A 23,936-nucleotide genomic window follows, 5' to 3' on the forward strand; every position below is an offset into this window, starting at 1 on the left:
GCGCGGTTGTCAGGGGTGGCTGCCATGCTGAGAAGAGCCCAGGAACCCACCTTCGAAGGGCAGGACCATGCTTTCCACCGACTTCGTCCCCGGCGCCCCGAACTGGCTGGATCTAGGTGCACCGGACACCGACGCCGCGGTGTCGTTCTACTCCGCCGTCTTCGGCTGGCAGTTCCAGTCGGCGGGCCCGGAGAGCGGCGGGTACGGCTTCTTCGTGCAGGACGACAAGACCGTCGCCGGGCTCGGTCCGCTGACCGAGGAGGGCGCGTCCTCCGCCTGGACGCTGTACTTCCACACGGCGGACGCGGACGCCACCGCCAAGGCCGTCGAGCAGGCGGGCGGCACGGTGCGGGTGCCTCCGGACGATGTGTTCAGTTTCGGCCGGATGGGCCAGTTCAGCGATCCGGCGGGCGCGGACTTCGCCGTCTGGCAGCCGGGTGACACCAAGGGCGTGGACCTCGTGAACACACCGAATTCGCTGACCTGGGCCGAGCTGTACACCACGGACGCGGCGGCGGCGAAGGACTTCTACCGCGCGGTGTTCTCCTGGCAGCTCACCGACATGGACATGGGCGAGGGCATGACGTACACCGTGCTGACCCCGGCGGGCGGCACGGAGGAGAACAGCCACGGCGGCCTGATGCAGCTCCACCAGGACAACCTGGACGCGGGCTCGGGCCCGGAGTGGCATCCGTACTTCGAGGTGGCCGACTGCGACGCGGTCTACGCCAAGGGGCTCGAGGCCGGGGGCACGACGCTCATCCCGCCGATGGACGCCCCCGGGATCGGCCGGATGGCCATGCTGACCGACCCCGCGGGAGCGCCGTTCGCGCTGATCAAGAGCGAGCAGGCGCCGCCGAGTTGACGGTCCGTCACGCGGCGGCGCGCGGGGAGCGCGCCGCCCGTGCGCGTGCGGGACGCGCCGCGCCTGTGGTGACGGGAAAGGGGGCGGAGGTGCCCGGAACCGGACTTGAACCGGTACGCCCGCTAAGGGGCAGCGAGGTTTAAGCTCGCCGTGTCTGCATTCCACCATCCGGGCAGGTGCGTGGGCTCCGCAACAAGGCTTCGACCCTATCGGGAGGCATCCCCCGAACAGCGGAACGACAGCCCGACGTTGTCTTATTTTATTGACGTCTGAGGGTGCATCAGCACGCGGTACTGGCCGGTGGTACTTGCCATCGGCCCTGTGGGCGGGGGCACGCGCCGGTGAGGGAATTGACGGAATTTAGCCGTCCACGGGCGACACGTCCGCGCCGTGTTTCCCCGCCCCTTTAGCGCCCCCTGACGACCCCTGCCGTGACCCCTGTCCGAAGCCCTCGTGAACACCCGCGCAAGGGAGCACGCCCCCGATCCCGAGTAGGGGCCGCCCGTCATCCCCAGGTATGACATGCCCCCACCGAGTCCGACCGGAGTCGCCCCCAGGAACCGGAACAGCGGCTGACTCCACGAGGCCGTTCCGCCGTGACGATGGAGTACGTACCCCACTCGCCGTCCCGACAGGAGCATCCGCCCGTGACCACCACCACTTCCTTCGCCGCCCGCGCCACCCAGGTGGCCGCCCGCGCCACGGATCTGTCCAAGGTGTACGGCCAGGGTGAGACCCAGGTGGTCGCTCTGGACCATGTCTCCGTGGACTTCGGGCAGGGCGAGTTCACCGCGATCATGGGCCCCTCGGGCTCCGGCAAGTCCACGCTGATGCACTGCGTGGCGGGCCTGGACAGCTTCAGCGGCGGCTCCGTGCGCATCGGGGACACCGAGCTGTCCACCCTCAAGGACAAGCAGCTCACCAAGCTCCGCCGGGACAAGATCGGGTTCATCTTCCAGGCCTTCAACCTGCTGCCGACGCTGACCGCCCTGGAGAACATCACGCTCCCCATGGACATCGCGGGCCGCAAGCCGAACAAGCAGTGGCTGGAGCAGGTCATCTCCATGGTGGGTCTGGCCGGGCGCCTGTCCCACCGGCCCACCGAGCTGTCCGGCGGTCAGCAGCAGCGTGTCGCCGTGGCCCGCGCCCTTGCCTCCCAGCCGGAGATCATCTTCGGGGACGAGCCGACCGGGAACCTGGACTCGCGGTCCGGCGCGGAGGTGCTCGGCTTCCTCCGGAACTCGGTGCGTGAGCTGGGGCAGACCGTCGTCATGGTGACGCACGACCCGGTCGCCGCCTCTTACGCCGACCGGGTGATCTTCCTGGCCGACGGCCGCATCGTGGACGAGATGATCCAGCCGACCGCTGACGGTGTGCTCGACCGCATGAAGGACTTCGACGCGAAGGGTCGGACGAGCTAAGGGTTCGTCCGCCAGTACCAAATCTGCGGGTCGGCTTGTGGCTGGTCGCGCAGTTCCCCGCGCCCCTTCCAGGGGCGCCACCGTGCCCCAGACCTCCAGGGCGCCCCACGCCCGACCCTCACCAGGACTCACACCCATGTTCCGTACCGCCCTGCGCAACGTGCTCGCGCACAAGGCCAGGCTGTTGATGACCGTGCTCGCCGTCATGCTCGGCGTCGCGTTCGTCTCCGGCACCCTGGTCTTCACCGACACCTTCGGCTCCGCCTACAAGAACAAGTCGGCCAAGAGCTTCGACCACGTCTCCGTCGCCATCAAGCCCGACGGCGGCTCCCGGGACGACGGCCAGGAGGCCAAGCAGCCGGACCGGCTGACGGACTCCCTGCTCACCCGGGCCGGGAAGCTGCCCGGCGCGCAGTCGGCCCTCGGCAGCGTCTCCGGCTTCACCGCCCTCGCCGACAAGGACGGCAAGCTGGTCGGCGGCGAGTGGGGCACCACGGGCGCCAACTACTTCCCCGGCAAGGACGGCAAGGACCCGCGCTACGACTTCGCCGAGGGCGCCGCCCCGAAGTCGGCCGGTGACATCGCCCTGGACAGCCGCACCGCCGACCGCACCGGCTACAAGGTCGGCGACACGGTCCGCTACTCCACCGACGGACCCGTGAAGACCGCCAAGGTCAGCGGCGTCTTCGACACCGACGACGGCAGCGTCGTCGCGGGCGGCAGCCTCGTCGTCTTCGACAACGACACCGCGCGCAAGGTCCTCGGCAAGTCCGAGTACGACGAGATCGACGTGAAGGCCGCCGCCGGCACCTCCGAGACCGCCCTGAAGGCGTCCGTCGAGAAGATCCTGCCGAAGGACACCGAGGCCGAGACCGGCGTCTCGCTGAAGGACGAGCAGGACCGCATGATCGAGCAGAACACCAGCTCCATGAGCCAGGTGCTGCTGATCTTCGCCGGCATCGCGCTGTTCGTCGGCATCTTCATCATCGCCAACACCTTCACCATGCTGGTCGCCCAGCGCACCAAGGAGCTGGCCCTGATGCGCGCCGTCGGCGCGTCCCGCCGCCAGGTCACGCGCTCGGTCCTCATCGAGGCGTTCATCGTCGGCCTGGTCGCCGCCGTCGCGGGCTTCGCGCTCGGCATCGGCGTGGCCGTCGGCCTGGAGTCCCTGATGAACGCCGGTGGCGCCTCGCTGCCCGACGGCCCCCTCGTCATCGGTCCGAACACGATCCTGACCGCCCTGATCATCGGCGTCGTCGTGACCATGCTCGCCGCCTGGCTGCCCGGCCGCCGCGCCGCGAAGATCCCGCCGGTCGCCGCGATGAACAGCGTGCACGCCTCGCCCACGATGCGCGGCCTCGTCGTACGCAACACCATCGGCTCGCTGCTCGTCGCCCTCGGCGCGGTCATGCTGTTCATGGAGGACAACTACGTGAAGTCCGGGGGCGCCGCGACGATCCTCGTCGGCGTCATCGTCCTCACGCCGCTGCTCTCCCGCCCCTTCATCGCCGGCGCGGGCCCGCTCCTGAAGCCCTTCGGCGTCACCGGCAAGCTGGCCCGCCTCAACTCGGTCCGCAACCCGCGCCGCACGGCCTCCACCGCGTCCGCCCTGATGATCGGCCTGACCCTCATCACCGCGATGACCGTCGTCGCCGTCTCCATGGGCAGCGCCATCAACAAGATGGCCACGGACTCCCTGAAGGCCGACTACGCCGTCTCGATGGCCAACTTCCAGCCGCTGACCCCCAAGGTCCACGAGCAGCTGGCCAAGCTGCCCGAGGTCGAGGCCAGCAGTGCCCTGCGCACCACCTGGGGCGAGGCCGACGGCCGCGACACCCGGATCTCCGGCGTCGACCCCAAGGCCTTCGACAAGCTCGTCGGCCTGGACTTCACCAGCGGATCCGCCGCCGCGCTCAAGGGCAACGCCGCCCTCGTCGACGAGGAGACCGCCGACGCCAAGGGCCTCAAGGCCGGTGACACCGTCCCGGTGAAGTTCGACGACGACAGGACCACCCGGCTGAAGGTCGCGGGCGTCTACAAGCCCAACGAGATGATCGACGGCCTCTTCACGCCCACCCCGATCGTCACGCCGCACCTGTCGAAGGTCCAGGACCAGCAGGTCCTCCTGAAGATGAAGGACGGCGCGTCCGGCAAGGCCGAGGACGCCATCGTGAAGGCCCTCGGCGACAACCCCGCCATCAAGATCCAGGACAAGGACGACATCAGCAACGAGGTCGGCGGCGCCATCAACATGCTCCTGAACATGCTGTACGGCCTGCTCGCCATGGCGATCCTCGTCGCCGTCCTCGGTGTCATCAACACCCTGGCGATGTCCGTCTTCGAGCGGAAGCACGAGATCGGGATGCTCCGCGCCATCGGGCTCGACCGGGCGAAGATCAAGCAGATGGTGCGCCTGGAGTCGGTCGTCATCTCGCTGTTCGGCGCGGTGCTCGGCGTCGGCCTCGGCCTCTTCCTCGGGTGGGTCGCCGGAGACTCCATCTCCGGGACCGTGTCCACGTACTCCATGGAGGTGCCCGTCGGCCGGATCCTGATCTTCCTCGCCATCGCGGGTGTGGTCGGTGTCCTGGCCGCGGTCTGGCCCGCGCGCAGCGCGGCTCGCCTCAACCCGCTCCAGGCCATCAAGTCCGAGTAACGCCTGCGCTGTGCTGAGCGGGGCCCCGGGGTGCGCGCACCCCGGGGCCCCGTCGTCATACGGGGGCTTCGCCCCCTGGCCCCCCTTTTTTTGCCGCTTCGCGGCTCGTCCTCAAACGCCGGACGGGCTTGACTTCCACTCCCTCGCCCGGAGCGGCATGCCCGACCTGCCCCTCTCCGGCGTCCGTACCGCCAGGACCTGGTTGACCCCTATGCGGTTGTTCTCGAAGGCCAGGGCCGATGCCGCCATGTAGAGGCGCCAGATGCGGGCGCGGCCGGGGGAGGTCAGGCGGACCGCCTGAGGCCAGTGGGACTCCAGGTTGGCGACCCAGTGGCGCAGGGTGAGGGCGTAGTGCTCGCGGATGGACTCCACGTCGCGGACCTCGAAGCCCGCGCGCTCCAGGAGGCCGACGGTGGTGCCGAGGGGGGCCAGCTCGCCGTCGGGGAAGACGTAGGCGTCGATGAACTCGTCCACGGAGTACGCCGACTCGTCGAGCTGGGGACGGCGGGCGATCTGGTGGTTCAGGAGGCGGCCGCCGGGCTTCAGGAGGGCGTGCAGGTCGTGCGCGTAGTCCAAGTACCGCTCGGCGCCGACGTGTTCGGCCATGCCGATGGAGGAGATGGCGTCGTACGGGCCGTCGCGCACGTCGCGGTAGTCCTGGACGCGGATCTCGATGCGGTCGGTGAGGCCCTCCTGGGCGATGCGCTTCCTGGCGAACGCCGCCTGCTCCTGCGAGAGCGTGACGCCGACGACCCGCACGCCGTACTCGCGGGCCGCGTGGATGGCCATGGAGCCCCAGCCGCAGCCGACGTCCAGGAGCCGCATGCCGGGCTTCAGGTCGAGCTTGCGGGCGATGAGGTCGAGCTTGTCGCGCTGGGCGTCCGCGAGGGTCGAGTCCGGGGACTCCCAGTAGGCGCACGAGTAGACCATCGAGGGGCCGAGCACCAGCTCGTAGAAGTCGTTGCCGACGTCGTAGTGGTGGCTGATGGCCTTCTTGTCGCTGCCCTTGGTGTGCCGGTGCAGCCTGCCGGGCCTGCGCATCTCCTCGCGCGGCACGGGCGGCGGCAGGAACGGCGCGGCGAGCGCGAACAGGGCCCTGGCGGCGGATCTGACCTGCGGGTCGCGCAGCTTCTCGGTGAGGCTCGGGGCGTCGTCGGCGCGCTCCCAGATGAACTCGGCGAGCAGGTCGAGGGCTTGGTACAGATCGCCGTCGACATCGATGTCCCCGGCCACCCAGGCCCGTGCGAGCCCCAGCTCGCCCGGCTTCCACAGCAGGCGGCGCAGGGCGCGGCGGTGGCGTACGACGAGGGTGGGGGCGCCCGGCGGCCCCGCTTCCGAACCGTCCCAGGCCCGGATTCGAACCGGCAGCTCGGTTCCCACCAACTGCTCGGCAAGATTCTGCAGCCGCAGTGCGGCGTCCTGCATGGCGCACACCTCCGTGATCACATCCCGGAACGGAACGGTCCAACACCACGTAAACACCAACGGGCGGCGCGCGCAGTCCCGTTGCACCGTTACGAATATGCAAAATGCATGCAGTGGGCATCTAGGGGCCCCCGGGAATGCCGAAAGGGCCCCCGCACCACGGATGGCGGGGACCCTTTCACGCTGTACTGCGGGCCTTGCTGCGGGCCGCCGGACGGCCCTGGCTCAGACGACCGTCAGGAAGCGGCCTTCTCCTCGACCGGAGCGGCCGGGACCTCGGCCTTGGCCGCGGGCTTCGGGGCCGGCTTGGCGGCCTCGTAGAACTCCTCGCGCGGCGTCTCCATGGCGCCGAGCGAGACGACCTCGCGCTTGAGGAACATGCCGAGCGTCCAGTCAGCGAAGACGCGGATCTTGCGGTTGAACGTCGGCATCGCCATGCCGTGGTACGCGCGGTGCATGTACCAGGCGAGACGGCCCTTGAGCTTGATCTTCATCTTGCCCATGACGATCATCGCGACGCCCTTGTGCAGGCCGAGGCCCGCGACCGCGCCCTTGTTGGCGTGGCTGTACTCCTTCTGCGGGAAGCCCCGCATGCCGGAGATCACGTTGTCGCCGAGGACCTTGGCCTGGCGCAGGGCGTGCTGGGCGTTCGGCGGGCACCAGGCGTTCTCGTTGCCCGCCTTGCGGCCGACGACGTCCGGCACCTGGGCGTTGTCACCCGCGGCCCAGATGTAGTCGGTGCCCTGGACCTGGAGGGTCGTCTGGGTGTCCACGTGGCCGCGGGGGCCGAGGGGCAGACCGAAGCGCGCGAGGGCCGGGTTCGGCTTGACGCCGGCGGTCCACACGATGGTGTTGGAGTCGACCTCGAGGCCGTTGTTCAGGACCACGTGGCCGTCCACGCAGGAGTCCATGCCGGTCTTCAGGTAGACCTCGACACCGCGGCCCTCGAGGTGCTCCTTGCCGTAGGCGCCGAGCTTCGGGCCGACCTCGGGGAGGATCTTGTCGGCGACGTCGACGAGCAGGAAGCGCATGTCCTCGCGCTTGACGCTCTTGTAGTACTTGGCCGCGTCGCGGGCCATGTCCTCGACCTCGCCGATGGTCTCGGCACCGGCGAAGCCACCGCCGACGAAGACGAAGGTCAGCGCCTTGCGGCGGACCTCCTCGTCGGTCGTGGAGTCGGCCTTGTCGAGCTGCTCGAGCACGTGGTTGCGCAGGCCGATGGCCTCCTCGATGCCCTTCATGCCGATGCCCTGCTCGGCGAGGCCGGGGATCGGGAAGGTGCGGGAGACCGCGCCCATCGCGATGACCAGGTAGTCGAACGGCAGCTCGTACGCCTCGCCGACGAGCGGCGCGATCGTGGCGACCTTGCGGTCCTGGTCGATGGTGGTGACCCGGCCGGTGAGGACTTCCGCCTTGGGCAGCACGCGTCGCAGCGGGACGACGACGTGCCGAGGCGAGATGCTGCCGGCCGCAGCTTCGGGGAGGAAGGGCTGGTACGTCATGTACGAGCGCGGGTCGACGACCGTGACGGTCGCCTCTCCGTAGCGCATCTTCTTCAGAATGCGTCGAGCTGCGTACAGGCCTACGTACCCACCGCCTACTACGAGGATCCTGGGACGCTCCGTGGTGCTCATGCCATCGAGTATCCACCCCCTCCACGGGGGTCGCTCGTGCGCCCCTTCACAAGCATGGGTGGGGCCTCTGCTACACTTCGCCGCCCACGTGACGGAGGTCATGACCTCACGGGGGAACCACCGCCCCACGCGAGTCGTTGTGAACCCCTCGTGAGCTGCCGCTCCTGGCTCCGGCGCCCGGTGGACCACCCCCTGGTTCACACCCCGGCAACACCCCGGAAGCACTCGCGGCGCCCGCCCGCGGGCCCGTACCTCGCCCGTTCCCGGGCCGAACTCCTCAAAACCTCGCCCAACAGGGCCGATTTCCTTGTGAAGAACTTCACGAACTTTCTCGGCGGAGCCCCGGAAGGAAGCGTTCCAACCCCCCTCCGGGCCGCTCAGAAGGGGTTCGGAACGCTCAGCCGATCGCCGTACGGGGCCCTCAGGCGATCGACCAGGCGATCCCGTCGAGGATGTCGTGCTCGCTCACGACCAGTTCGGCGGCCCCCGCCCGCTCCATGATCGCGAGCAGGACGAGCACGCCCGCGGCGATGACGTCCACCCGGCCCGGGTGCATCACGGGGATCGCGGCGCGCTCGGCGTGCGTGGCGCGCACCAGCATGTCGGCGATCTCCGCGACGCGGGCGTACGGGAAGCGGGAGTGGTGGATCGCCGCGGAGTCGTACGCGTCCAGGCCGAGCGCGATGCCGGCGACCGTGGTGACCGAGCCCGCCAGGCCCACGAGGGTGTGGGCCTCGCGCAGCGGGACCGTCTCCTCCGCGAGGTCCAGGGCCGCCTCGACGTCCGCGCGGATCGCGGCGAGCTGGGCCTGTGTGGGCGGGTCGGCGAGGACCACGCCGTCTTGGACGAGGTGGCGCTCCGTCATCCGCACGCAGCCGACGTCCACGGAGCGGGCCGCGCGCACGCGGTCGTCGCCGACGACGAACTCCGTGGAGCCGCCGCCGATGTCGACGACGAGGTACGGGCCCGGCAGGTCCGGGTGGCCCTTCAGCTCCTTCGTCGCGCCCGTGAAGGAGAACTCGGCCTCCTGGTCGCCGCTGATCACCTCCGGTTCGACGCCGAGGATGTCCAGGACGCCGCGGACGAAGTCGTGCCTGTTCTCGGCGTCGCGGGAGGCGGAGGTGGCGACGAAGCGGAGGCGCTCCGCGCCGTGTTCCTTGATGACCTCGGCGTACTCGCGGCAGGCCGCGAACGTCCGCTCCAGCGCCTCCGGGGCGAGCCGTCCCGTCCGGTCCACGCCCTGGCCCAGCCGGACGATCTCCATCCGGCGGTCCAGGTCGACGAGTTGCCCCGTCTCGGGGTCGGCGTCGGCCACGAGCAGGCGGATGGAGTTCGTACCGCAGTCGATGGCTGCCACGCGGGTCATCGGGGGTTCTCCTTGTCGTTGACGGTGCCGTCGGCCGGGGCTGTGCCCACCCGTGCCGCCCCTGGCGGCCCAGCTGCCCACAGGGTGGGGGGGCAGCAGCTGAGGCTGCCCCGGCCGAGCGAAGCCGGCAGGCTGGCGGCCGACGGCTGGCGGCTGGCGGCTGGCGGCTGGCGGCTGGCGTCGAACGGCCTGCTGACGCCGGACTGCCGCAAGTGGCACAGGCGGCCTGGAACTGACGGTCCAGTGGAAACGGGTGGGCGGGTGGGGAATGCCCGCCGCGGAGCGGTGGGCCGGGGCGCCCCGGTGCCGGGTCAGGCGGGGTCGGCGTTGCCCACGCAGGGGCCCTTCCGCCACCACTCCGGCAGGAGGGCGATGGCCTCGTCGCCGAGCGGGTTCACCCCGGGGCCCGCGGCCAACGAGTGGGCCACGAGGACGTGCAGGCACTTCACGCGGTCGGGCATGCCCCCGGCCGAGGGGAAGCCCTCAAGGACCTCGATGGAGTCGCGCCGCGCGATGTAGTCCTCGTGGGCGGCCCGATACGCGGCGGCAAGCTCGGGATCGGTGCCGAGCCGCTCCGTCATCTCCTTCATGACGCCGTTCGCTTCAAGCGTCCCGATCGCGGACGCGGCCCGCGGACACGTGAGGTAGTACGTCGTGGGGAACGGCGTGCCGTCGGGCAGCCGCGGCGCCGTCTCGACCACGTCCGGATTGCCGCAGGGGCAGCGGTGCGCGATGGCGCGCAAACCACGCGGCGGGCGCCCGAGCTGCTCCTGGAACGCGGTGATGTCGGCGTCCGTGGGCGCGGTGGGCTCGGTCTGGGGCGGGGGCGTCTGCATGCCTGTCTTTCGGTTCGTACTGGACTGACGGTGTCAATTGTCGTCGGCGCGATCGGCGGCGCCGGCCCTGTCGGCCTCGTCGACGCCGTCCCAGACGTTCGCGTACCAGGGCCGGTCCGCGGCCGCCTCGTCACCGCGGTGGTCCTCCGCGGCCGCCGGGTCGATGACGGTGAACCCGGTCTCGCCCGGCATCACATAGTGCAGCCGGTCCCGGACGCGCTGCTCGGCGTACGCGTCGTCCTGCCAGCGGGCCTTCTCGTCGCGCAGCCGCTCCACGTTCTCGCGGTGCTCGGACTGCTTCTGCCGCTGCTCGGCGATGTCGGCGCGCTGCGACACGTACTGCCTTATCGGGTAGGCGAGCGCCACGACCAGCGAGCAGACGACGAGCACGAGGAGCGCGGCGCGGCCGGTGAGCCGGGAGCGGCGGGCCTGCCGCTTGGTCTGCGAGCGGTAGACGCGCTCCGCGGTCTGCTCGCCGAGCAGCCGCAGCCGGGTCGCCGTGGAGAACCGGTCCTTGTCCCGGACTTTCCCGGCCATGTGTCTCGCCTCCCCAGTACGCGCGTACGTCCCCGCACACGGTACGGGACCGAGTACGGGGACGTACGTACGACTGGCTAGGGCTTAGCCCTTCAAGCGGCGCAGCCCTTCAGGTGAAGCTCAGCCCTTGAAGCGCGGGAACGCGCTGCGGCCCGCGTACACGGCCGCGTCGTCGAGGATCTCCTCGATGCGAAGCAGCTGGTTGTACTTGGCGACGCGGTCCGAGCGGGCCGGGGCGCCGGTCTTGATCTGACCGCAGTTCACGGCGACGGCGAGGTCGGCGATGGTGACGTCCTCGGTCTCGCCGGAGCGGTGCGACATCATGCACTTGAAGCCGTTGCGCTGGGCCAGCTCGACGGCGTCCAGGGTCTCGGTCAGCGAACCGATCTGGTTGACCTTCACCAGGAGGGCGTTGGCGGAGCCCTCCTCGATGCCGCGGGCCAGGCGCTCGGGGTTGGTGACGAAGAGGTCGTCGCCGACGATCTGGACCTTGTCGCCCAGCTTGTCGGTGATGACCTTCCAGCCCGCCCAGTCGTCCTCGAACAGCGGGTCCTCGATGGACACGAGCGGGTACGCCTCGACGAGCTCGGCGTAGTACTCGGTCATCTCGGCGGCCGAGCGGGACTTGCCCTCGAACTCGTACTTGCCGTCCTTGTAGAACTCCGACGCGGCGACGTCGAGGGCGAGCGCGATCTGCTCGCCGGGGACGTAACCGGCCTGCTTGATGGCCTCGACGATGAGGTCGAGGGCGGCGCGGTTGGAGTCCAGGTTCGGCGCGAAGCCGCCCTCGTCGCCGAGGCCGGTCGACAGGCCCTTGGTCTTCAGGACCTTCTTCAGCGTGTGGTAGACCTCGGCGCCCCAGCGCAGCGCCTCGGAGAAGGACTCCGCGCCGATCGGGGCGATCATGAACTCCTGGATGTCGACGTTGGAGTCCGCGTGGGACCCGCCGTTCAGGATGTTCATCATCGGAACGGGCAGCAGGTGCGCGTTCGGGCCGCCCAGGTAGCGGAAGAGCGGCAGGTCGCTCGCCTCGGAGGCGGCGTGGGCGACGGCAAGGGAGACGCCGAGGATGGCGTTGGCGCCGAGCGAGCCCTTGTTGTCGGTGGCGTCGAGGTCGAACATCGCCTGGTCGATCAGGCGCTGCTCGGTGGCGTCGTAGCCGACGAGCTCCGGGCCGATCTGCTCGATGACGGCGAGGACGGCCTTCTCGACGCCCTTGCCGCCGTAGCGGTTGGCGTCTCCGTCACGCAGTTCGATGGCCTCGAAGGCACCGGTGGAGGCGCCCGACGGGACCGCGGCGCGGCCGGTGGACCCGTCGTCGAGGCCGACCTCGACCTCGACCGTGGGGTTGCCTCGGGAGTCCAGGATTTCCCGGGCTACGACGACGTCGATGGACGGCACGAGCATCTCCTTATGGGATGTGACGCTAGGGGCGCATGGCGTGCACCACTGGGGGCGCGGGCTTGCGCATGGCTTGCATGGTCTTCATCGGCCCTGCGTCTCCTGAGCCTAACGGGCCCGGGAGCTTCGGCCAGCCGACCGCCCGCCCCGTGGGACGGCCATCGGGCCAATTCCCTGGGAATCCGGACGGAACCACAGGTTCTTACCGGCCGGTAGCTTCGCCCTGGGCGTACTCGGGGACGACCTCGGCGCGCACCGGGACCGGCGGGGACGCCCCCCGGACAGCACCTCGCCCCGGTGCGTACGGGGGATACGCGCACCGGGGCGAGGGAGACCCGTGGGGACGGGGGCGCTCCGCGGGGCGGAGCGGGGGCCCTGTCCGGACGGGCCGGACAGGGCGCGGGTCGGGCTCAGGCTCAGCTGAGGTGCAGCTGCTGGCCCGGGTAGATCACGTCGGCGTCGGAGATGATGTCGCCGTTGAGCTTGTACACCTTGTGCCAGCCGCCCTTGACGTCGTGCTCGTCGGCGATCTTGGACAGGGTGTCGCCCGTCTTGACCTTGTACTCGCCGTCGCCCTTCTTCACGACCTTGCCGGTCGGGGTCTGGACGGTCTTCTTCGACTCGGTCTGCGGGGCGGCCTGCTGCGGCTTCGGCTGCGGCTTGGCCTGCTGCTGCGGCTGAGCCTGCTGCGGCTGCTGCTGGGGCTTGGCCTGCTGCTGCGGCTGCTGCTGCGGCTTCTCGGCACCGCCACCGTTGTACGGGGCGCTGGTGAGGCCCACGCCACAGCTCGGCCAGGCACCCTTGCCCTGGCCCGCGAGGACCTTCTCGGCGATCTCGATCTGCTGGGCCTTGGAGGCCTTGTCGGCGGTGGCCGCGTACTTCGTACCGCCGTAGGCGGCCCAGGTGGAGGCGGAGAACTGCACGCCGCCGTAGTAGCCGTTGCCGGTGTTGATGGACCAGTTGCCGCCGGACTCGCACTGGGCGACCCGGTCCCACTGGTCGACGGTGGCGGCGTTCGCGGTGCCGGCGGCCATCAGCGGGGCGGCGACGGCGGCGCCGGTGACACCGACGACGGCGGCCGCGCGGGTGGCCTTGGACGGACGACGGTGCTTGCCCTTGCCGGAAAGCAGCATGGAGTGATCCCCTCACCGACGCCTGCGAGGTGAGCTGTCGGGTTCGGGCGGGTGAGTGCCCGGCCGTACGGCTTCCGTACGACTTCACCCCTAGCCGGTCCTGCGCGTCGCGCGGCCGCTGGCCGCTCAACGCGTGGGCCCGGCGCTTACCTTGGGTCCCCCGCTCCTGCCTTCGGCGCTCGAAGCGACGACTGTTCCCGTCCGGCCGTTGGCAGGATTCGGCGTACCGACCGGCGGGGCCCGCTGTGGCGAGCGGTCACGACCGTAGACAGGCAATCACCGGAATTTCAAAGACGATCAGGGCTTCTGAGACCCATCTCTCACTTGCCTCTCACCGTCTTTAACCCGGACATTCACCCCGAACTGCCAGTCAATTTCCGCCCGGCGACGCCTACTTCCGGTCCGCCTCCGCGGCCTCTTCCTCGCTCAGGTCGAGGCGCTGACCGGGGAGGATGAGATCCGGGTCACCGCCCACGGTGCGCTTGTTCTCCGCGTAGAGGGTGGACCAGCCGCCGTCAAGGTCGTGCCGGTCGGCGATCTGCGAGAGGTTGTCGCCGGAGCGGACCGTGTAGGTGCCCGCGGGGTCGGTGGCGTCACGCGCGTCGCGCCCTTCACCGCGCGACGCGTGGCGGCCCGCGGAGCCCGCGCCGCCCTTCTCCGTCCCGTCGGCCTCGTCGGCGCTGGAGCCGCGGTGGCGGCCGGACGGAAGGCCGGAGGAGTCCTCGGAGCCCTCCGCGGACTCGTCGGCGCCCGACGGCTCACGGCCCGCCTCGGAGCCGGCCTCGGGCGAAGTGCTGTCGCGGTCGCCGGACTTGCCGTCCTCGTCCGCGCCCTTCTCGCCCCTCTGCCCGCCCTTGTCGCGTTCGTCACTCTCGTCGGCCGAGCCGCTGTTGTCGGGCTTGCGGTGTTTGCCGGTTTCCTCGCCCTTGTCGTCCTCGGCGTCCGCGCCACGGTCCTTGCCCTTGGCGTCGGCGGCGTCGCCGGTGCCCTTGTCGCCCTTCTCGCCCTTCTCGCCGTCCTTGGAGCCCTTGGAGCCCTCGGCGCCGTCGGACGACTCCGGGGACGTCGACGGGGCGGGCGGGAGGCCCGGGTCGACGTCGGCGGCCGCGCCGCCCTTGCTGAGGCCCGCGGCCGGGCCGCAGTTCGGCCACGCGGACGGGCCCTGGTCGGCGAGGACCTTGTCGGCGACGGCGATCTGCTGGGAGCGGCTCGCCTGGTCGGCGCTCGGCGCGTACGCGAGGCCGCCGTAGCTCTCCCAGGTGTCCTGCGTCAGCTGCAGACCGCCGTAGTACCCGTCGCCCTTGGCGCTCCACGCGCCGCCGCTCTCGCACTCCGCGACCTTGTCCCACGTCGAGGCCTCGGCGGCGTGCGCGCCCGTGGCGCCGAGCAGCGGGATGGCGATGGCGGATCCCGTGACGCCCGCCGCGACGACGATCGCCGGGGCCTGACGGGGACGGCGGTGACGGCCTTGGCCGGAGAGCATGCACGTGCCTTTCGAGCGACGACAAGAACAGCTGCGACACATGGTGCCGAGGGGTGCCGAGCCGTCGTGAACGTAGCCGCAGTCGAACGTCAGTCACAAGTCGATGCAGCGCAGATCACGTGAAAGTCACAGTCTTGACGGTACGTCAGACACGTGCCGCTCCCCCGTCAGCGTGCGGGCGGCGTGAACGTCACCGGCAAGGTCCGCAGGCCACGCATGATGAGCCCGCCGCGCCACCTCAACTCCGCCGGATCGACGGCCAGTTGCAGGTCGGGCAGCCTGCGGAGCAAGGTCGCCAGCGCCGTCTGGCCCTCCAGGCGGGCCAGCGGGGCGCCGAGGCAGTAGTGGATGCCGTGGCCGTACCCGAGGTGCTGGTTGTCGCTCCGGGACAGGTCGAGGAGGTCGGGGTCGGGGAAGCGGGCCGGGTCGCGGTCTGCGGCGGCGAGGACGACGAGGACGGGGTCGCCGGCCGCGATGTCCTGGCCGCCGATGCGCAGCGGCTCGGTGGCGAAGCGCCAGGTGGCCAGCTCCACGGGGCCGTCGAAGCGGAGCAGTTCCTCGACGCCGGTCTCCAGGAGGCCGGTGTCCCCGGCGGCGAGGGAGCGTTGCAGCCGCTCGCGCTGCTCGGGGTGGGTCAGGAGCGCGTACGTCCCGTTCCCGATGAGGTTGACGGTCGTCTCGAAGCCGGCGAACAGGAGGATGAAGGCCATGGCGGCGGCCTCGTTCTCCGTGAGGTGCTCGCCGTGGTCGGAGGCGCGGATGAGACCCGAGATGAGGTCGTCGCCGGGGTCGCTGCGCTTGCGGTGGATGAGCTCCGCGAGGTAGCCGCGCATCTTCTTCACCGAGCGCGCGACGCCGCCGCGCGGGCCGCCGCCGTGCCGGATCATCATGCCCGCCCAGTCCCGGAAGTCGTCCTGGTCCTCGCGCGGGACGCCGAGCAGGTCGCAGATCGCGTAGATGGGGAGGGGGAAGGCGAACTCGTGGATGAGGTCGGCGGTGCCCCGCTCCTCGGGCTTGTCCAGGAACGCGTCGATGAGCTGGTCCGTCAGCTCCTGCACGCGCGGGGCGAACTCGGCCACCCGGCGGGGCGTGAACGCCTTCGACACCAGGCGGCGCAGGCGGGTGTGGTCCGGCGGGTCGATGTTGAGCAGATGCGTCATCAGCTCGGCCTTGCGCTCACCCGGGATGCCCGTCTTGCCCTTCGCGTGCGCGGGCTCGTCGTGGTGCGCGGGGTTCTTGGACAGCCGCTGGTCGGCGAGGGCCTGCCGGGCGTCGGCGTAGCGGGTGACCAGCCAGGCCTCCACTCCGCTGGGGAGTTCGGTCCGGTGCACGGGGGCGTGCTCCCGGAGCCAGGCGTACGCGGGGTAGGGGTTGGTCGCGAACTCCCAGGTGAAGAGGTCCGGGGCGGGGGGAGGTGGGGGCTGGGGCTGGTCTTGCATGGGTCGACGGTATCCGGTCGGGTGGAACGGGCCTCCCCCGAATCGGCGCTTCGCGCCTCGTCCTCAAACGCCGGACGGGCTGAAATCTCGCCCCCCGGGGCGGGCTCAGGCGCCAGACGTCCTTGAATTTGCCTCCGCCGCCAGGATCGCGTCCCTGTACGCCCGTGCCGCCGCCCGCAGGGACGCCTCCGGGTCCGTTCCTTCCGTCTCCGCTCGGAGGGCCATCGCCAGCAGCTCGTACCCGATGCCCTCTCCCTTAGGGAGGGGGACCTCCAGGCCTGCCGTGCGGACCCGGGAGGACAGCTTCGCGGCCAGGGCCAGGCCGGGCTGACCGAGGGGGATGCCGTCGGTGACGGAGTCGCGCTGCTTCTCCTCGGCCTTGGTGCGCAGCCAGTGCGCCTTGACCTCTTCCGGCGTTGCCGCCGTCTCCTCGCCGAAGACGTGCGGGTGGCGGTGGATCAGCTTGTCCACGATGGTGGCCGCGACGTCGTCGAGGGAGAACGGGGCGTCCTCGTCCTCCTCGGCGATGCGTGCGTGGAAGACGACCTGGAGCAGGACGTCGCCCAGTTCCTCGCGGAGTTCGTCCTTGTCGCCGTCCTCGATGGCCTCGACGAGTTCGTACGCCTCCTCGATGCCGTACTTCGCGAGGCTCTGGTGGGTCTGGCGGGATGACCAGGGGCATTCGGCGCGGATGCGGTCCATGACCTGGACCAGGTCGAGGAGGCGGGCGCCCGGCAGGTCGTACGAACCGGGGAGCAGCTCCAGGTCCGGCATCGCGACCCGGCCCGAGCCCGCGAGCCGCGCCAGGCCGTCGGTGAGCGGGCGGTCGCCCTCGGCCGTGGCGATCACCAGGACCGTGCGGCCGCCGGCGCACGCGCCCACCAGTTCCTCGGCGGTCGGCGAGGCCTGCTTGACCTCGACGCCCGCCTCGCGGAGATACGGCAGCTGCGGGTGGGCGGCGTCGGCGCACAGGACCTCGTCGGCGTCGTGCAGCAGCCGCCAGGCCGTCCAGGACAGCAGGCCGGGGGCGACGCGGTGGCTGGTGGTGAGCAGCACGACTCGGCCGGTCTCGATCTCGTTCACGCCCCGAACGTAACCCACGCCACTGACAATGCCGCCATCGCCGACAGGCACCTTCTCGGTCGGCCCGCCCGGCTTTTGCCGCTAGGCCTCCGCCCGCGTCGAGCCGCCGCCCGACACCTCGCGCACCCACGGCGTGCGCAGGTCGGTGCGCTTGCTGGTCTTGACGTCCCAGGTGCCGTACCGCGGGTTCAGGTCGACGTCGAGCTTCTTGGAGGTCTTGGACAGCGTGGCCCAGAAGGTGTTCTGGCCGTCCTGGGCGTTCATGTCGGCGCCGAGCGCGCGGGCGAGCTTCTGGGCCTCGATCTCCGTGCGGATGCTGTCGTCGAGGTGCTCGGGCGCGACGCTGTACTGCTGGAGCCAGCCCGCTTCCAGGGCCTTCCTGCCGCCCGCCTGCTGCTCCAGCTGGCCGCGCATGGTCTGGATCTCCTTGCGCGTGACGCCGACCCCGGCGTCGCGCGCGGCCCGGTGCAGGACCTTGTCCAGGACCATGGTGTGCAGCGTGCTGCGGGTCAGGCCGCCGGTCTTGGCGATGACCTGCTCGTACTGCTTGTCGTCCGGCAGGGCGGCCCGCTGTGCGGAGCGCACCTCGTTCACCCGGTTCTCCAGTTGCGCGACCGTGATGCGCTGGTCGCCGACGACCGCGGCCGCGCCGGGGTGCGCGTCGTTGCCGCAGGCGGTCAGGAGCGGGGCCGCGAGCAGGGCTGCGGCGGAGAGGACGAGCGCGGAGCGACTGCGGCGGTGCAAGTGGGCCTCCCGGTGGAGAGATTGTGCTTCGCTGCACAAAGTCTTGCGGTGATCGATGGTAGGCAGTGGTGGTCGGCTCGGCCACCCTTCCCCACGAACTTCGTTCAGGGGATTCGCCGAAACCAACGATTCGCCGCGAGTTGGGGCACCCTCCGCCGTCCCCCCTCCCTCTCCTCTGCCCGCGTGGCTCCCCGCGCGGCTACCCGCGCACCTGCCCCAGCCACTGCAGGGTCCGCCGGATCTCCGCCGGGAACGGGTGTCCGATGCCGTGCACCCGCTCGGCGTCGAGCACGAGGCGGCCCAGCGTGTCGTGCGCGGCGGAGCGGTCGCCGAGGGCCAGCAGGAGCTGGCCGATGCGGCGGCGGATCTCCAGGGACTGGCGGATGTCGTCGGTGGCGTACTGGTTCTCGTAATAGGGGAGCAGCGTGCGGTACTCGGCGAGGGCCGCCGCCGGTTCGCCGAGCTGCTCCAGGCACTGGGCGGCCTCGTAGCGGAACTGGAGGGACTGCGGGTCGGCGTGTCCCGACTCGGCGGCGCGCTGGTCGGCGAGGCGGCGCAGCTCGGGCAGGGCGCGGCGGTACTGGCCGTCGTCCATGAGCGTGGCCGCGTACTGCTTGCGCAGGGTGCGTACGACCGGGGAGTGCTCGCCGTGCTGGGCGGCGGCGGTCGGCAGGATCGCGCCGAGGGTGTCCACGGCCTGCGTGATGCGGCCCTCGCCGAGGAGGCGCTTGACCTCGTCGACGGCGGCGGCGACGTCCTGGCCGCGGGCGGGACCCGTCGGACCGGTCTGCGGGGCGGGCGCGGGGGTCGCGGCGCGGTCGGGCCAGGGGGCGTGCGGGCGCAGGAACGGGCGGGTCGGGTCGAGGGGGTGGCCGGTCGGCACGGAGCGGCCCGGGAGCAGCGGGGCCAGTTCCTCGTACACGTCCTGGGCGCTGGCGGGCCGGTGTTGCGGGTCCTTGGCGAGCAGCCGCAGGACGAGTGCCTCCAGGGCTTCGGGGACCTCGGGGCGCAGCCTGCGCACCGGCAGCGGCGGCTCGTACAGATGGCGGTGCAGCACGCCGAGGGCGGTGGAGCCGGAGAACGGCACGTCGCCGCTGAGGAGTTCGTGCAGGAGCACGCCGAGCGCGTACAGGTCGGTGTAGGGCCCGACGGCGCCGCCCATGGCCTGCTCCGGCGCCATGTACGAGGGGCTGCCGATCGGGGAGCCGGTGTGGGTGAGGCGGGTGGTGTCGGTGTCGAGGACGGAGGCGATGCCGAGGTCGAGGATGGTGAGGGTGCCGTCCTGGCGGACCATCACGTTCCGTGGCTTCAGGTCGCGGTGCACGATCGGCACGGCGTGCACCGCGGAGAGCACGGCGCACAGTTGGGCGGCGACGGCGACGGCCCACTGCCAGGGGTAGGGGGTGTGCTCGGCGAGGTGGTCGCCGAGGTCAGCGCCGTCGACGTACTGCATGACCAGGTACAGGTCCTCGTCCTCGGTGCCCGCGTCGTGCACGGTGACCAGGCCGGGGTGGTCGACCTGGGCGGTGACGCGGCACTCGCGCAGGAAGCGGCGGCGCAGCTCGTCGGCCTCGGCGCCCGCGACCTTGTCGGGCCGAAGCAGCTTGACCGCGACCCGGCGGTCCAGGCGCTGGTCGTACGCCGTCCACACCTGGCCCATGCCGCCCTGGCCGATGAGCGTGGAGAGTTCGTAGCGCCCTGCGATCAGACGGTGGTCCGTCCCGCCTGCCACGGTCAGTTGCCGCCTTCCTGCTTGCGCAGATAGTCACTGAGCTCGTCCAGCTCGGCGCGGACCTGGTGGATGCGGGCGGGCGCGGGGCGCGCGGGCGGCGGGGGCGTCGGGGTGTGGGCGGGCGGGGACGGCAGGGGGCCCGGGCCGGGGTGCGGGACGGGGCCGGTCTGCTGCGGGTAGCCGTAGGCCTGCTGGGGGCCGGTGGCGTAGCCCATGGCCTGCGTCTGGTGGTAGAGCAGGCGGGCCTGCGCGTCGGCCTGCCGGAAGTGGCGGATCTCCAGGATCAGGTAGTACGTCACGGCGGCCACGAGGGTGCCGAGGAGCAGGCCGACGCCCAGCTCACCGCGCCAGGTGGTGATCTCCTCGCCCGGGTCCTTGGCAACGAAGGCGATGGCCGCGACGTCGAGCGTGACGACGGCACCGAACGCCGCCCAGTCCCGTGTCCTGCGGGTCACGAGCGCGAGCCGCAGGATCGGCGCCGCCGCGAGGAAGCCGCAGGTCACGACGGCGAGCACCACGAACATGACGCGCAGCGTCACCGTCGGTCCGCCGGAGGGGGCCGGAGGGTGCTGCGGCCCGTAGCCGTGGCCGTGCATGGCTGCTCCTGATACCTGACGCGGCCGTACGCGTCCTCCGGGGCAAAGTGCTGGGCCCGGAGACGTACGGCCGACGAACGAACGAATGCAGAATCGAGCGTATAGGCCGACTCGAACAACCGGTCCCGGGTTGTACCGAACCGTTGCCGTACTGGTCATGTCGCTGCGGCGGCACGCTTCTGGCGGCACGGCGGCCCCGTCGGACTCACGGCGACACGCTGCCGTCGGTCAGGCCGTCGTGCATCCCGCGCACCAGTCGCTCGCCGAGGCGGCCCGCGAGGCGCAGCGCGTCCTCGAAGGCGGCGAGGGCCCGGAACCGCTCGCCGTAGCCGCGCTGTCGGTCGGGCGGGAGCCGGGGCAGTTGCAGGCGGCGCACGTCGAGCCGGGCGGAGGTGGAGGCGTAGCTGCTGGCCTGGCGGTTGTTGGCGGTGCCGCGCAGGAACCCGGCGAGGAACCAGGGGTCGAGGGCGTCCTGGTCGGGGCGGAGCAGGACCAGGCCGCGGCCGGGCACGGCGCCCGCGGTGGTCTCGTCGATGACGCGGGCGGCGGCGGTGCCGCCGAGCACGGGCACGACGACGTCGCCGGGCGCGGTGCGGACGGGGGCGTCGGCGGTCTGGGCGGCGGGGTCCTGGTGGGGTGCGCCGACGGCGGGCCCGGGCGCGGACGACGTGGTGGCGGAGGGTGCCGTTCCGGCGAGGACGTCGTGTTCGGTGAGGACGGGGACGTCGGCGGGGGTCCCGGCGGTCGCCGACTGGCCCGGGTGGATCGACAGGGCGCCCGCGCGGGCGAGTTCGCCGATGGTGGTGAGCGGCCAGCGGGCCGTGTCCGGTGTGCCGGGGGCGGCCTCCGGCGGGGTGAGGCCCGCGGTCAGGCGCAGGGTCTCGTCGAGCCGGGCCCGTACCGCGCGCAGCTCGTCGGCGCCGCCCTCCGCGGCCCGGGGCGGCAGGCGGCGCCCGGGCGCCAGGTCGACCTCGTCGTCGAGGAGTTCGAGCACCGGCACCGACAGCGCGAAGCCCGGCTCCTCCGCGAGCGTGCCCGCGCGCTCGAACCGGCGGAACGCCCCGAGCACGGCGTCCCGCAGCGGCGGCCAGGCCTGCGGGTCCCGCCCGTCGGTGTGCCTGCCGTCGGCCGCGCCGCCGCCCCCGGCCTCGACTAGCAGCACCTCGGGGGCGCTCGGCGCGTCGGGCCCCGGCCTGCGCAGGACCCACACGTGCAGCGGCAGGTGGTACGGGGGCGCGGCACCGGCGGGCAGCGCGATCACGGCCCGCAGGGCGCCGCGGCGCAGCAGGTCGGCGCGGACGCGGCGGCCCGAGCGGCGGGACGCGGCGGCGGGCGGCATCAGGACCACGGCGCCGCCGCCGTCGCGCAGGCGCGCCAACGCGTGCTGCACCCAGGCCAGTTCGGACTCGGTGCGGGCCGGGAGGCCGTACTCCCAGCGCGGGTCGTAGGCCAGCTCGTCGTGGCCCCAGTTGCGGTCATTGAACGGCGGGTGGCACAGCACGACGTCGGCCGCGCGGTCGGTGAACGTGTCGGCGCGCAGGGTGTCGGCGGCGGCGGTGCGCACGGTCGCGGCGGAGCCGAGGGCGAGCCGCAGCGCCGTGAGGGCGGCGAGTTCGGGGGCGCTGTCCTGGCCGTACAGGCGGCGGTCGGCGCCGTCCCTGCCGGGGCCGGGGGCGGCGGCGCGCAGCAGGGCGCCGGTGCCGCAGGCCGGGTCGAGCACGGTCCGCCCGGCGCGGCCCGCGCCCGCGAGGGCGGCCATCAGGTCGGCGGGGCCCTCGGGGGTGAGGGTGTATTGGCGGGGGTTGGCGTCCAGGTGGCGGCCGAGCAGGAACTCGTACGCGGTGGGGGCGCCGAGTTCGGCGGCGAGCTCGGCGACGGAGCGCAGCAGCGGGGCGGACGGCAGGAGTTCGGGGGGCGCGGGGGCGTGCACGGCGCGGGTGGCGGTCGGCGGGCCGAAGCGCGGGGTCAGCACGCCCTCGATGAGGTCCGGGAGGAGGCGGGCCATCCGCTCGTCCGAGACGGCGCTCGCCGCCAGCCAGTCGGGGTGCCGGTCGTGCACGAGGAGCAGGGCGCACCCGGCGTGCAGGAGGGCGGGGACGGGGCCCGCCGGGTGTCCGGCGAGCTGCTGCCAGACGCGTTCGCGCAGCGGTACTTCGGAGAGTTTTCCCTGGCCGCGCAGCCAGCCCTCGACCTCGCCGAGCGCGAAGGACGGGCTGGTGTCGGTGCCGCCCACGGGCTTGGGGAAGTCGGCGTGGCGGCGGCGCCAGTTGCTGACGGCGGCGCGGCCGACACCGGCGAGGCGGGCGATGCCGGCGGCGGTGACTTCGGTGGGGTCGGGGGCGCCCGTGGCGTCGGTGGCGTGAGTGGCGCTGTTCGCGTCCGCCGTCCCCTCGGCCGCGCCCCGTGCGCGCGGCACCCCGTTCCCCTGCCGCGTCGGCCCGCTGGTCGTCACTGGCCCGCCCCTCGTCGTCCGGTCTCGCTCGCTCCCCGTGCGCCGCCTTCTCCCCGACGGCGCGCGAACCGAGCTTACCCAGACGTACGGAACGAACCCCTTTCACATGCGTTAACGACTCCTTCACCGTGAACCGTGTTGACTCGGTTCACAGCTAACTGCTCTCATAGGTGCTCCGGACGATCCCTTGGGGGGGACCTCTCATGCAGCACCGTTCGCGCGCTCGTCGCGCCACCCTCGCCGCGCTCTGTCTCACCGCGACGGCGGCCGTCACCCTGACGGCCTGCGGCAGCGACAAGGACGGCTCCTCGCCGTGGGGCGCCGTGAAGGAGTCCGGCGACACGCAGTCGGGCAAGGACGCCAAGGACGGAAAGAACGGCGCGGACGGCGGGGACGGCGGGGAGAAGTCCGGCGGCGGGTCGAAGGGCCCCTTCCCCGGCATGTCGGGGCCGGACATCGTCGAGAAGTCCGTGGCCGCGACGACCGGCGCGAAGTCGCTCACCCTCAAGGGCAGCGCGCCCGACGACGAGGGCGGCGCCATCGACATGGACATCGCGCTCAACACCCGCGGCGAGTGCGCCGGTTCGATGAGCATGAAGGACCAGGGCTCGGTCGACCTGATCGTGAACCGCAAGACCGTGTACAAGCGGCCCGACGCGGAGTTCATCCGCTCGGAGACCAAGGACCAGCCGGAGGACGAGACCGCCGCGGCCGTGCAGCTGATGGCCGACCGCTGGTCGAAGTCCAGCGCGACCTCGTCCGACGCCAAGGGCATGGCCACGTTCTGCGACCTCGACCTCATCCTGGCCGAGTTCAAGGACGTCGACTCGGCCGCGCGGCGCGGCCAGCAGACGTCGGTCGACGGCACCCCGGCCCTCGCCCTGCACGAGACCGAGGGCAAGGACAGGTACACGATCTACGTGGCCACCGAGGGCAAGCCGTACCTGCTGAAGATCGTCAACAACACCACGAAGCGGACCGAGTCCCTGACCTTCGGCGACTACGACAAGCCGGTGGACACGACGGCCCCGAGCGGCGACGTCCTCGACCTCGACAAGATGAACTGACGGGCGGCCCGCCTCACCTCACGAAGCGCGCCCGCCCCCGAGGGCCCGCTTCACCCCACAGGGCCCGCT

18 protein-coding genes, 1 tRNA gene and 1 riboswitch are annotated in these 23,936 nt (G+C 71.7%); of the genes, 4 read left to right on the forward strand and 15 right to left on the reverse strand.

The genetic code is table 11. The features are described 5' to 3' along the window. Positions 1-67: 67 nt before the first annotated feature. On the forward strand, positions 68-865 hold the full coding sequence (locus AB6L24_RS20680) for a VOC family protein (RefSeq protein ID WP_405657350.1): 798 nt from the start codon (positions 68-70) through the stop codon (positions 863-865). A 90-nt stretch (positions 866-955) separates the two neighbouring features. Here the strand turns inward: AB6L24_RS20680 and AB6L24_RS20685 are convergent. Next, positions 956-1,039: transfer RNA gene (locus AB6L24_RS20685), tRNA-Leu, on the reverse strand. A gap of 473 nt (positions 1,040-1,512) precedes the next feature. Between AB6L24_RS20685 and AB6L24_RS20690 the strand changes: the two genes are divergently transcribed. Then, positions 1,513-2,286, forward strand: coding sequence for an ABC transporter ATP-binding protein (locus tag AB6L24_RS20690; RefSeq protein WP_289949919.1), 774 nt, complete (start codon positions 1,513-1,515; stop codon positions 2,284-2,286). Positions 2,287-2,422: 136 nt separating this feature from the next. After that, on the forward strand, positions 2,423-4,939 hold the full coding sequence (locus AB6L24_RS20695; RefSeq protein WP_405657352.1) for an ABC transporter permease: 2,517 nt from the start codon (positions 2,423-2,425) through the stop codon (positions 4,937-4,939). Positions 4,940-5,050: 111 nt separating this feature from the next. Here AB6L24_RS20695 and AB6L24_RS20700 read toward each other — a convergent pair whose 3' ends face one another. From AB6L24_RS20700 to AB6L24_RS20765, 14 genes are all read right to left on the reverse strand, one after another. Continuing rightward, entirely contained in the window at positions 5,051-6,364 is a 1,314-nt protein-coding gene (locus AB6L24_RS20700) for a class I SAM-dependent methyltransferase (protein ID WP_405657354.1), read from the reverse strand. A gap of 236 nt (positions 6,365-6,600) precedes the next feature. Further along, entirely contained in the window at positions 6,601-7,998 is a 1,398-nt protein-coding gene (locus AB6L24_RS20705) for an NAD(P)/FAD-dependent oxidoreductase (RefSeq protein ID WP_030360672.1), read from the reverse strand. 421 nt (positions 7,999-8,419) lie between these two features. Beyond that, complete coding sequence (locus tag AB6L24_RS20710) at positions 8,420-9,364, reverse strand: exopolyphosphatase (protein WP_405657355.1); 945 nt, start codon at positions 9,362-9,364, stop codon at positions 8,420-8,422. A 311-nt stretch (positions 9,365-9,675) separates the two neighbouring features. Beyond that, positions 9,676-10,200 (reverse strand): DUF501 domain-containing protein, encoded by a 525-nt coding sequence (locus tag AB6L24_RS20715; protein ID WP_405657356.1) that lies wholly within the window; start codon positions 10,198-10,200, stop codon positions 9,676-9,678. A 33-nt stretch (positions 10,201-10,233) separates the two neighbouring features. Next, positions 10,234-10,737 (reverse strand): septum formation initiator family protein, encoded by a 504-nt coding sequence (locus AB6L24_RS20720; protein ID WP_405657357.1) that lies wholly within the window; start codon positions 10,735-10,737, stop codon positions 10,234-10,236. A 120-nt stretch (positions 10,738-10,857) separates the two neighbouring features. Further along, positions 10,858-12,144 carry a phosphopyruvate hydratase gene (gene eno, locus AB6L24_RS20725; protein ID WP_030360668.1) on the reverse strand — a complete coding sequence of 429 codons (1,287 nt, stop codon included), beginning with the start codon at positions 12,142-12,144 and terminating at the stop codon, positions 10,858-10,860. 410 nt (positions 12,145-12,554) lie between these two features. Further along, positions 12,555-13,271, reverse strand: coding sequence for a transglycosylase family protein (locus tag AB6L24_RS20730; protein WP_405657358.1), 717 nt, complete (start codon positions 13,269-13,271; stop codon positions 12,555-12,557). 4 nt (positions 13,272-13,275) lie between these two features. Continuing rightward, positions 13,276-13,459, reverse strand: a riboswitch (cyclic di-AMP (ydaO/yuaA leader). A 203-nt stretch (positions 13,460-13,662) separates the two neighbouring features. Then, positions 13,663-14,754, reverse strand: a complete 1,092-nt coding sequence (locus tag AB6L24_RS20735; RefSeq protein WP_405657359.1) for a transglycosylase family protein — start codon at positions 14,752-14,754, stop codon at positions 13,663-13,665. Between the two features lie 167 nt (positions 14,755-14,921). After that, positions 14,922-16,193 (reverse strand): cytochrome P450, encoded by a 1,272-nt coding sequence (locus AB6L24_RS20740; RefSeq protein WP_405657361.1) that lies wholly within the window; start codon positions 16,191-16,193, stop codon positions 14,922-14,924. Between the two features lie 105 nt (positions 16,194-16,298). Beyond that, positions 16,299-17,276, reverse strand: coding sequence for a nucleoside triphosphate pyrophosphohydrolase (locus AB6L24_RS20745; RefSeq protein WP_405657362.1), 978 nt, complete (start codon positions 17,274-17,276; stop codon positions 16,299-16,301). An 81-nt stretch (positions 17,277-17,357) separates the two neighbouring features. After that, a complete protein-coding gene (locus AB6L24_RS20750; RefSeq protein ID WP_380845354.1) occupies positions 17,358-18,020 on the reverse strand; it encodes a SurA N-terminal domain-containing protein in 663 nt (220 codons plus the stop codon). 199 nt (positions 18,021-18,219) lie between these two features. Continuing rightward, the gene (locus tag AB6L24_RS20755) at positions 18,220-19,758 is read right to left on the reverse strand and encodes a protein kinase domain-containing protein (protein ID WP_405663185.1); all 1,539 of its coding nucleotides are present in this window, start codon (positions 19,756-19,758) and stop codon (positions 18,220-18,222) included. Further along, positions 19,755-20,348: a hypothetical protein gene (locus tag AB6L24_RS20760; protein WP_405657363.1), complete on the reverse strand. Its 594-nt coding sequence runs from the start codon at positions 20,346-20,348 to the stop codon at positions 19,755-19,757. Before AB6L24_RS20760 ends, AB6L24_RS20755 begins: the two co-directional genes overlap by 4 nt. A 205-nt stretch (positions 20,349-20,553) precedes the next feature. Continuing rightward, positions 20,554-22,656: an N-6 DNA methylase gene (locus AB6L24_RS20765; protein WP_405663187.1), complete on the reverse strand. Its 2,103-nt coding sequence runs from the start codon at positions 22,654-22,656 to the stop codon at positions 20,554-20,556. A 347-nt stretch (positions 22,657-23,003) separates the two neighbouring features. On the opposite strand from AB6L24_RS20765, the gene AB6L24_RS20770 reads away from it, so the two are divergent. Beyond that, positions 23,004-23,867 carry a hypothetical protein gene (locus AB6L24_RS20770; protein WP_405657364.1) on the forward strand — a complete coding sequence of 288 codons (864 nt, stop codon included), beginning with the start codon at positions 23,004-23,006 and terminating at the stop codon, positions 23,865-23,867. Positions 23,868-23,936: the final 69 nt, after the last annotated feature.

This window comes from Streptomyces sp. RK9 (assembly GCF_045070545.1).
GTDB lineage: Bacteria > Actinomycetota > Actinomycetes > Streptomycetales > Streptomycetaceae > Streptomyces > Streptomyces alboflavus.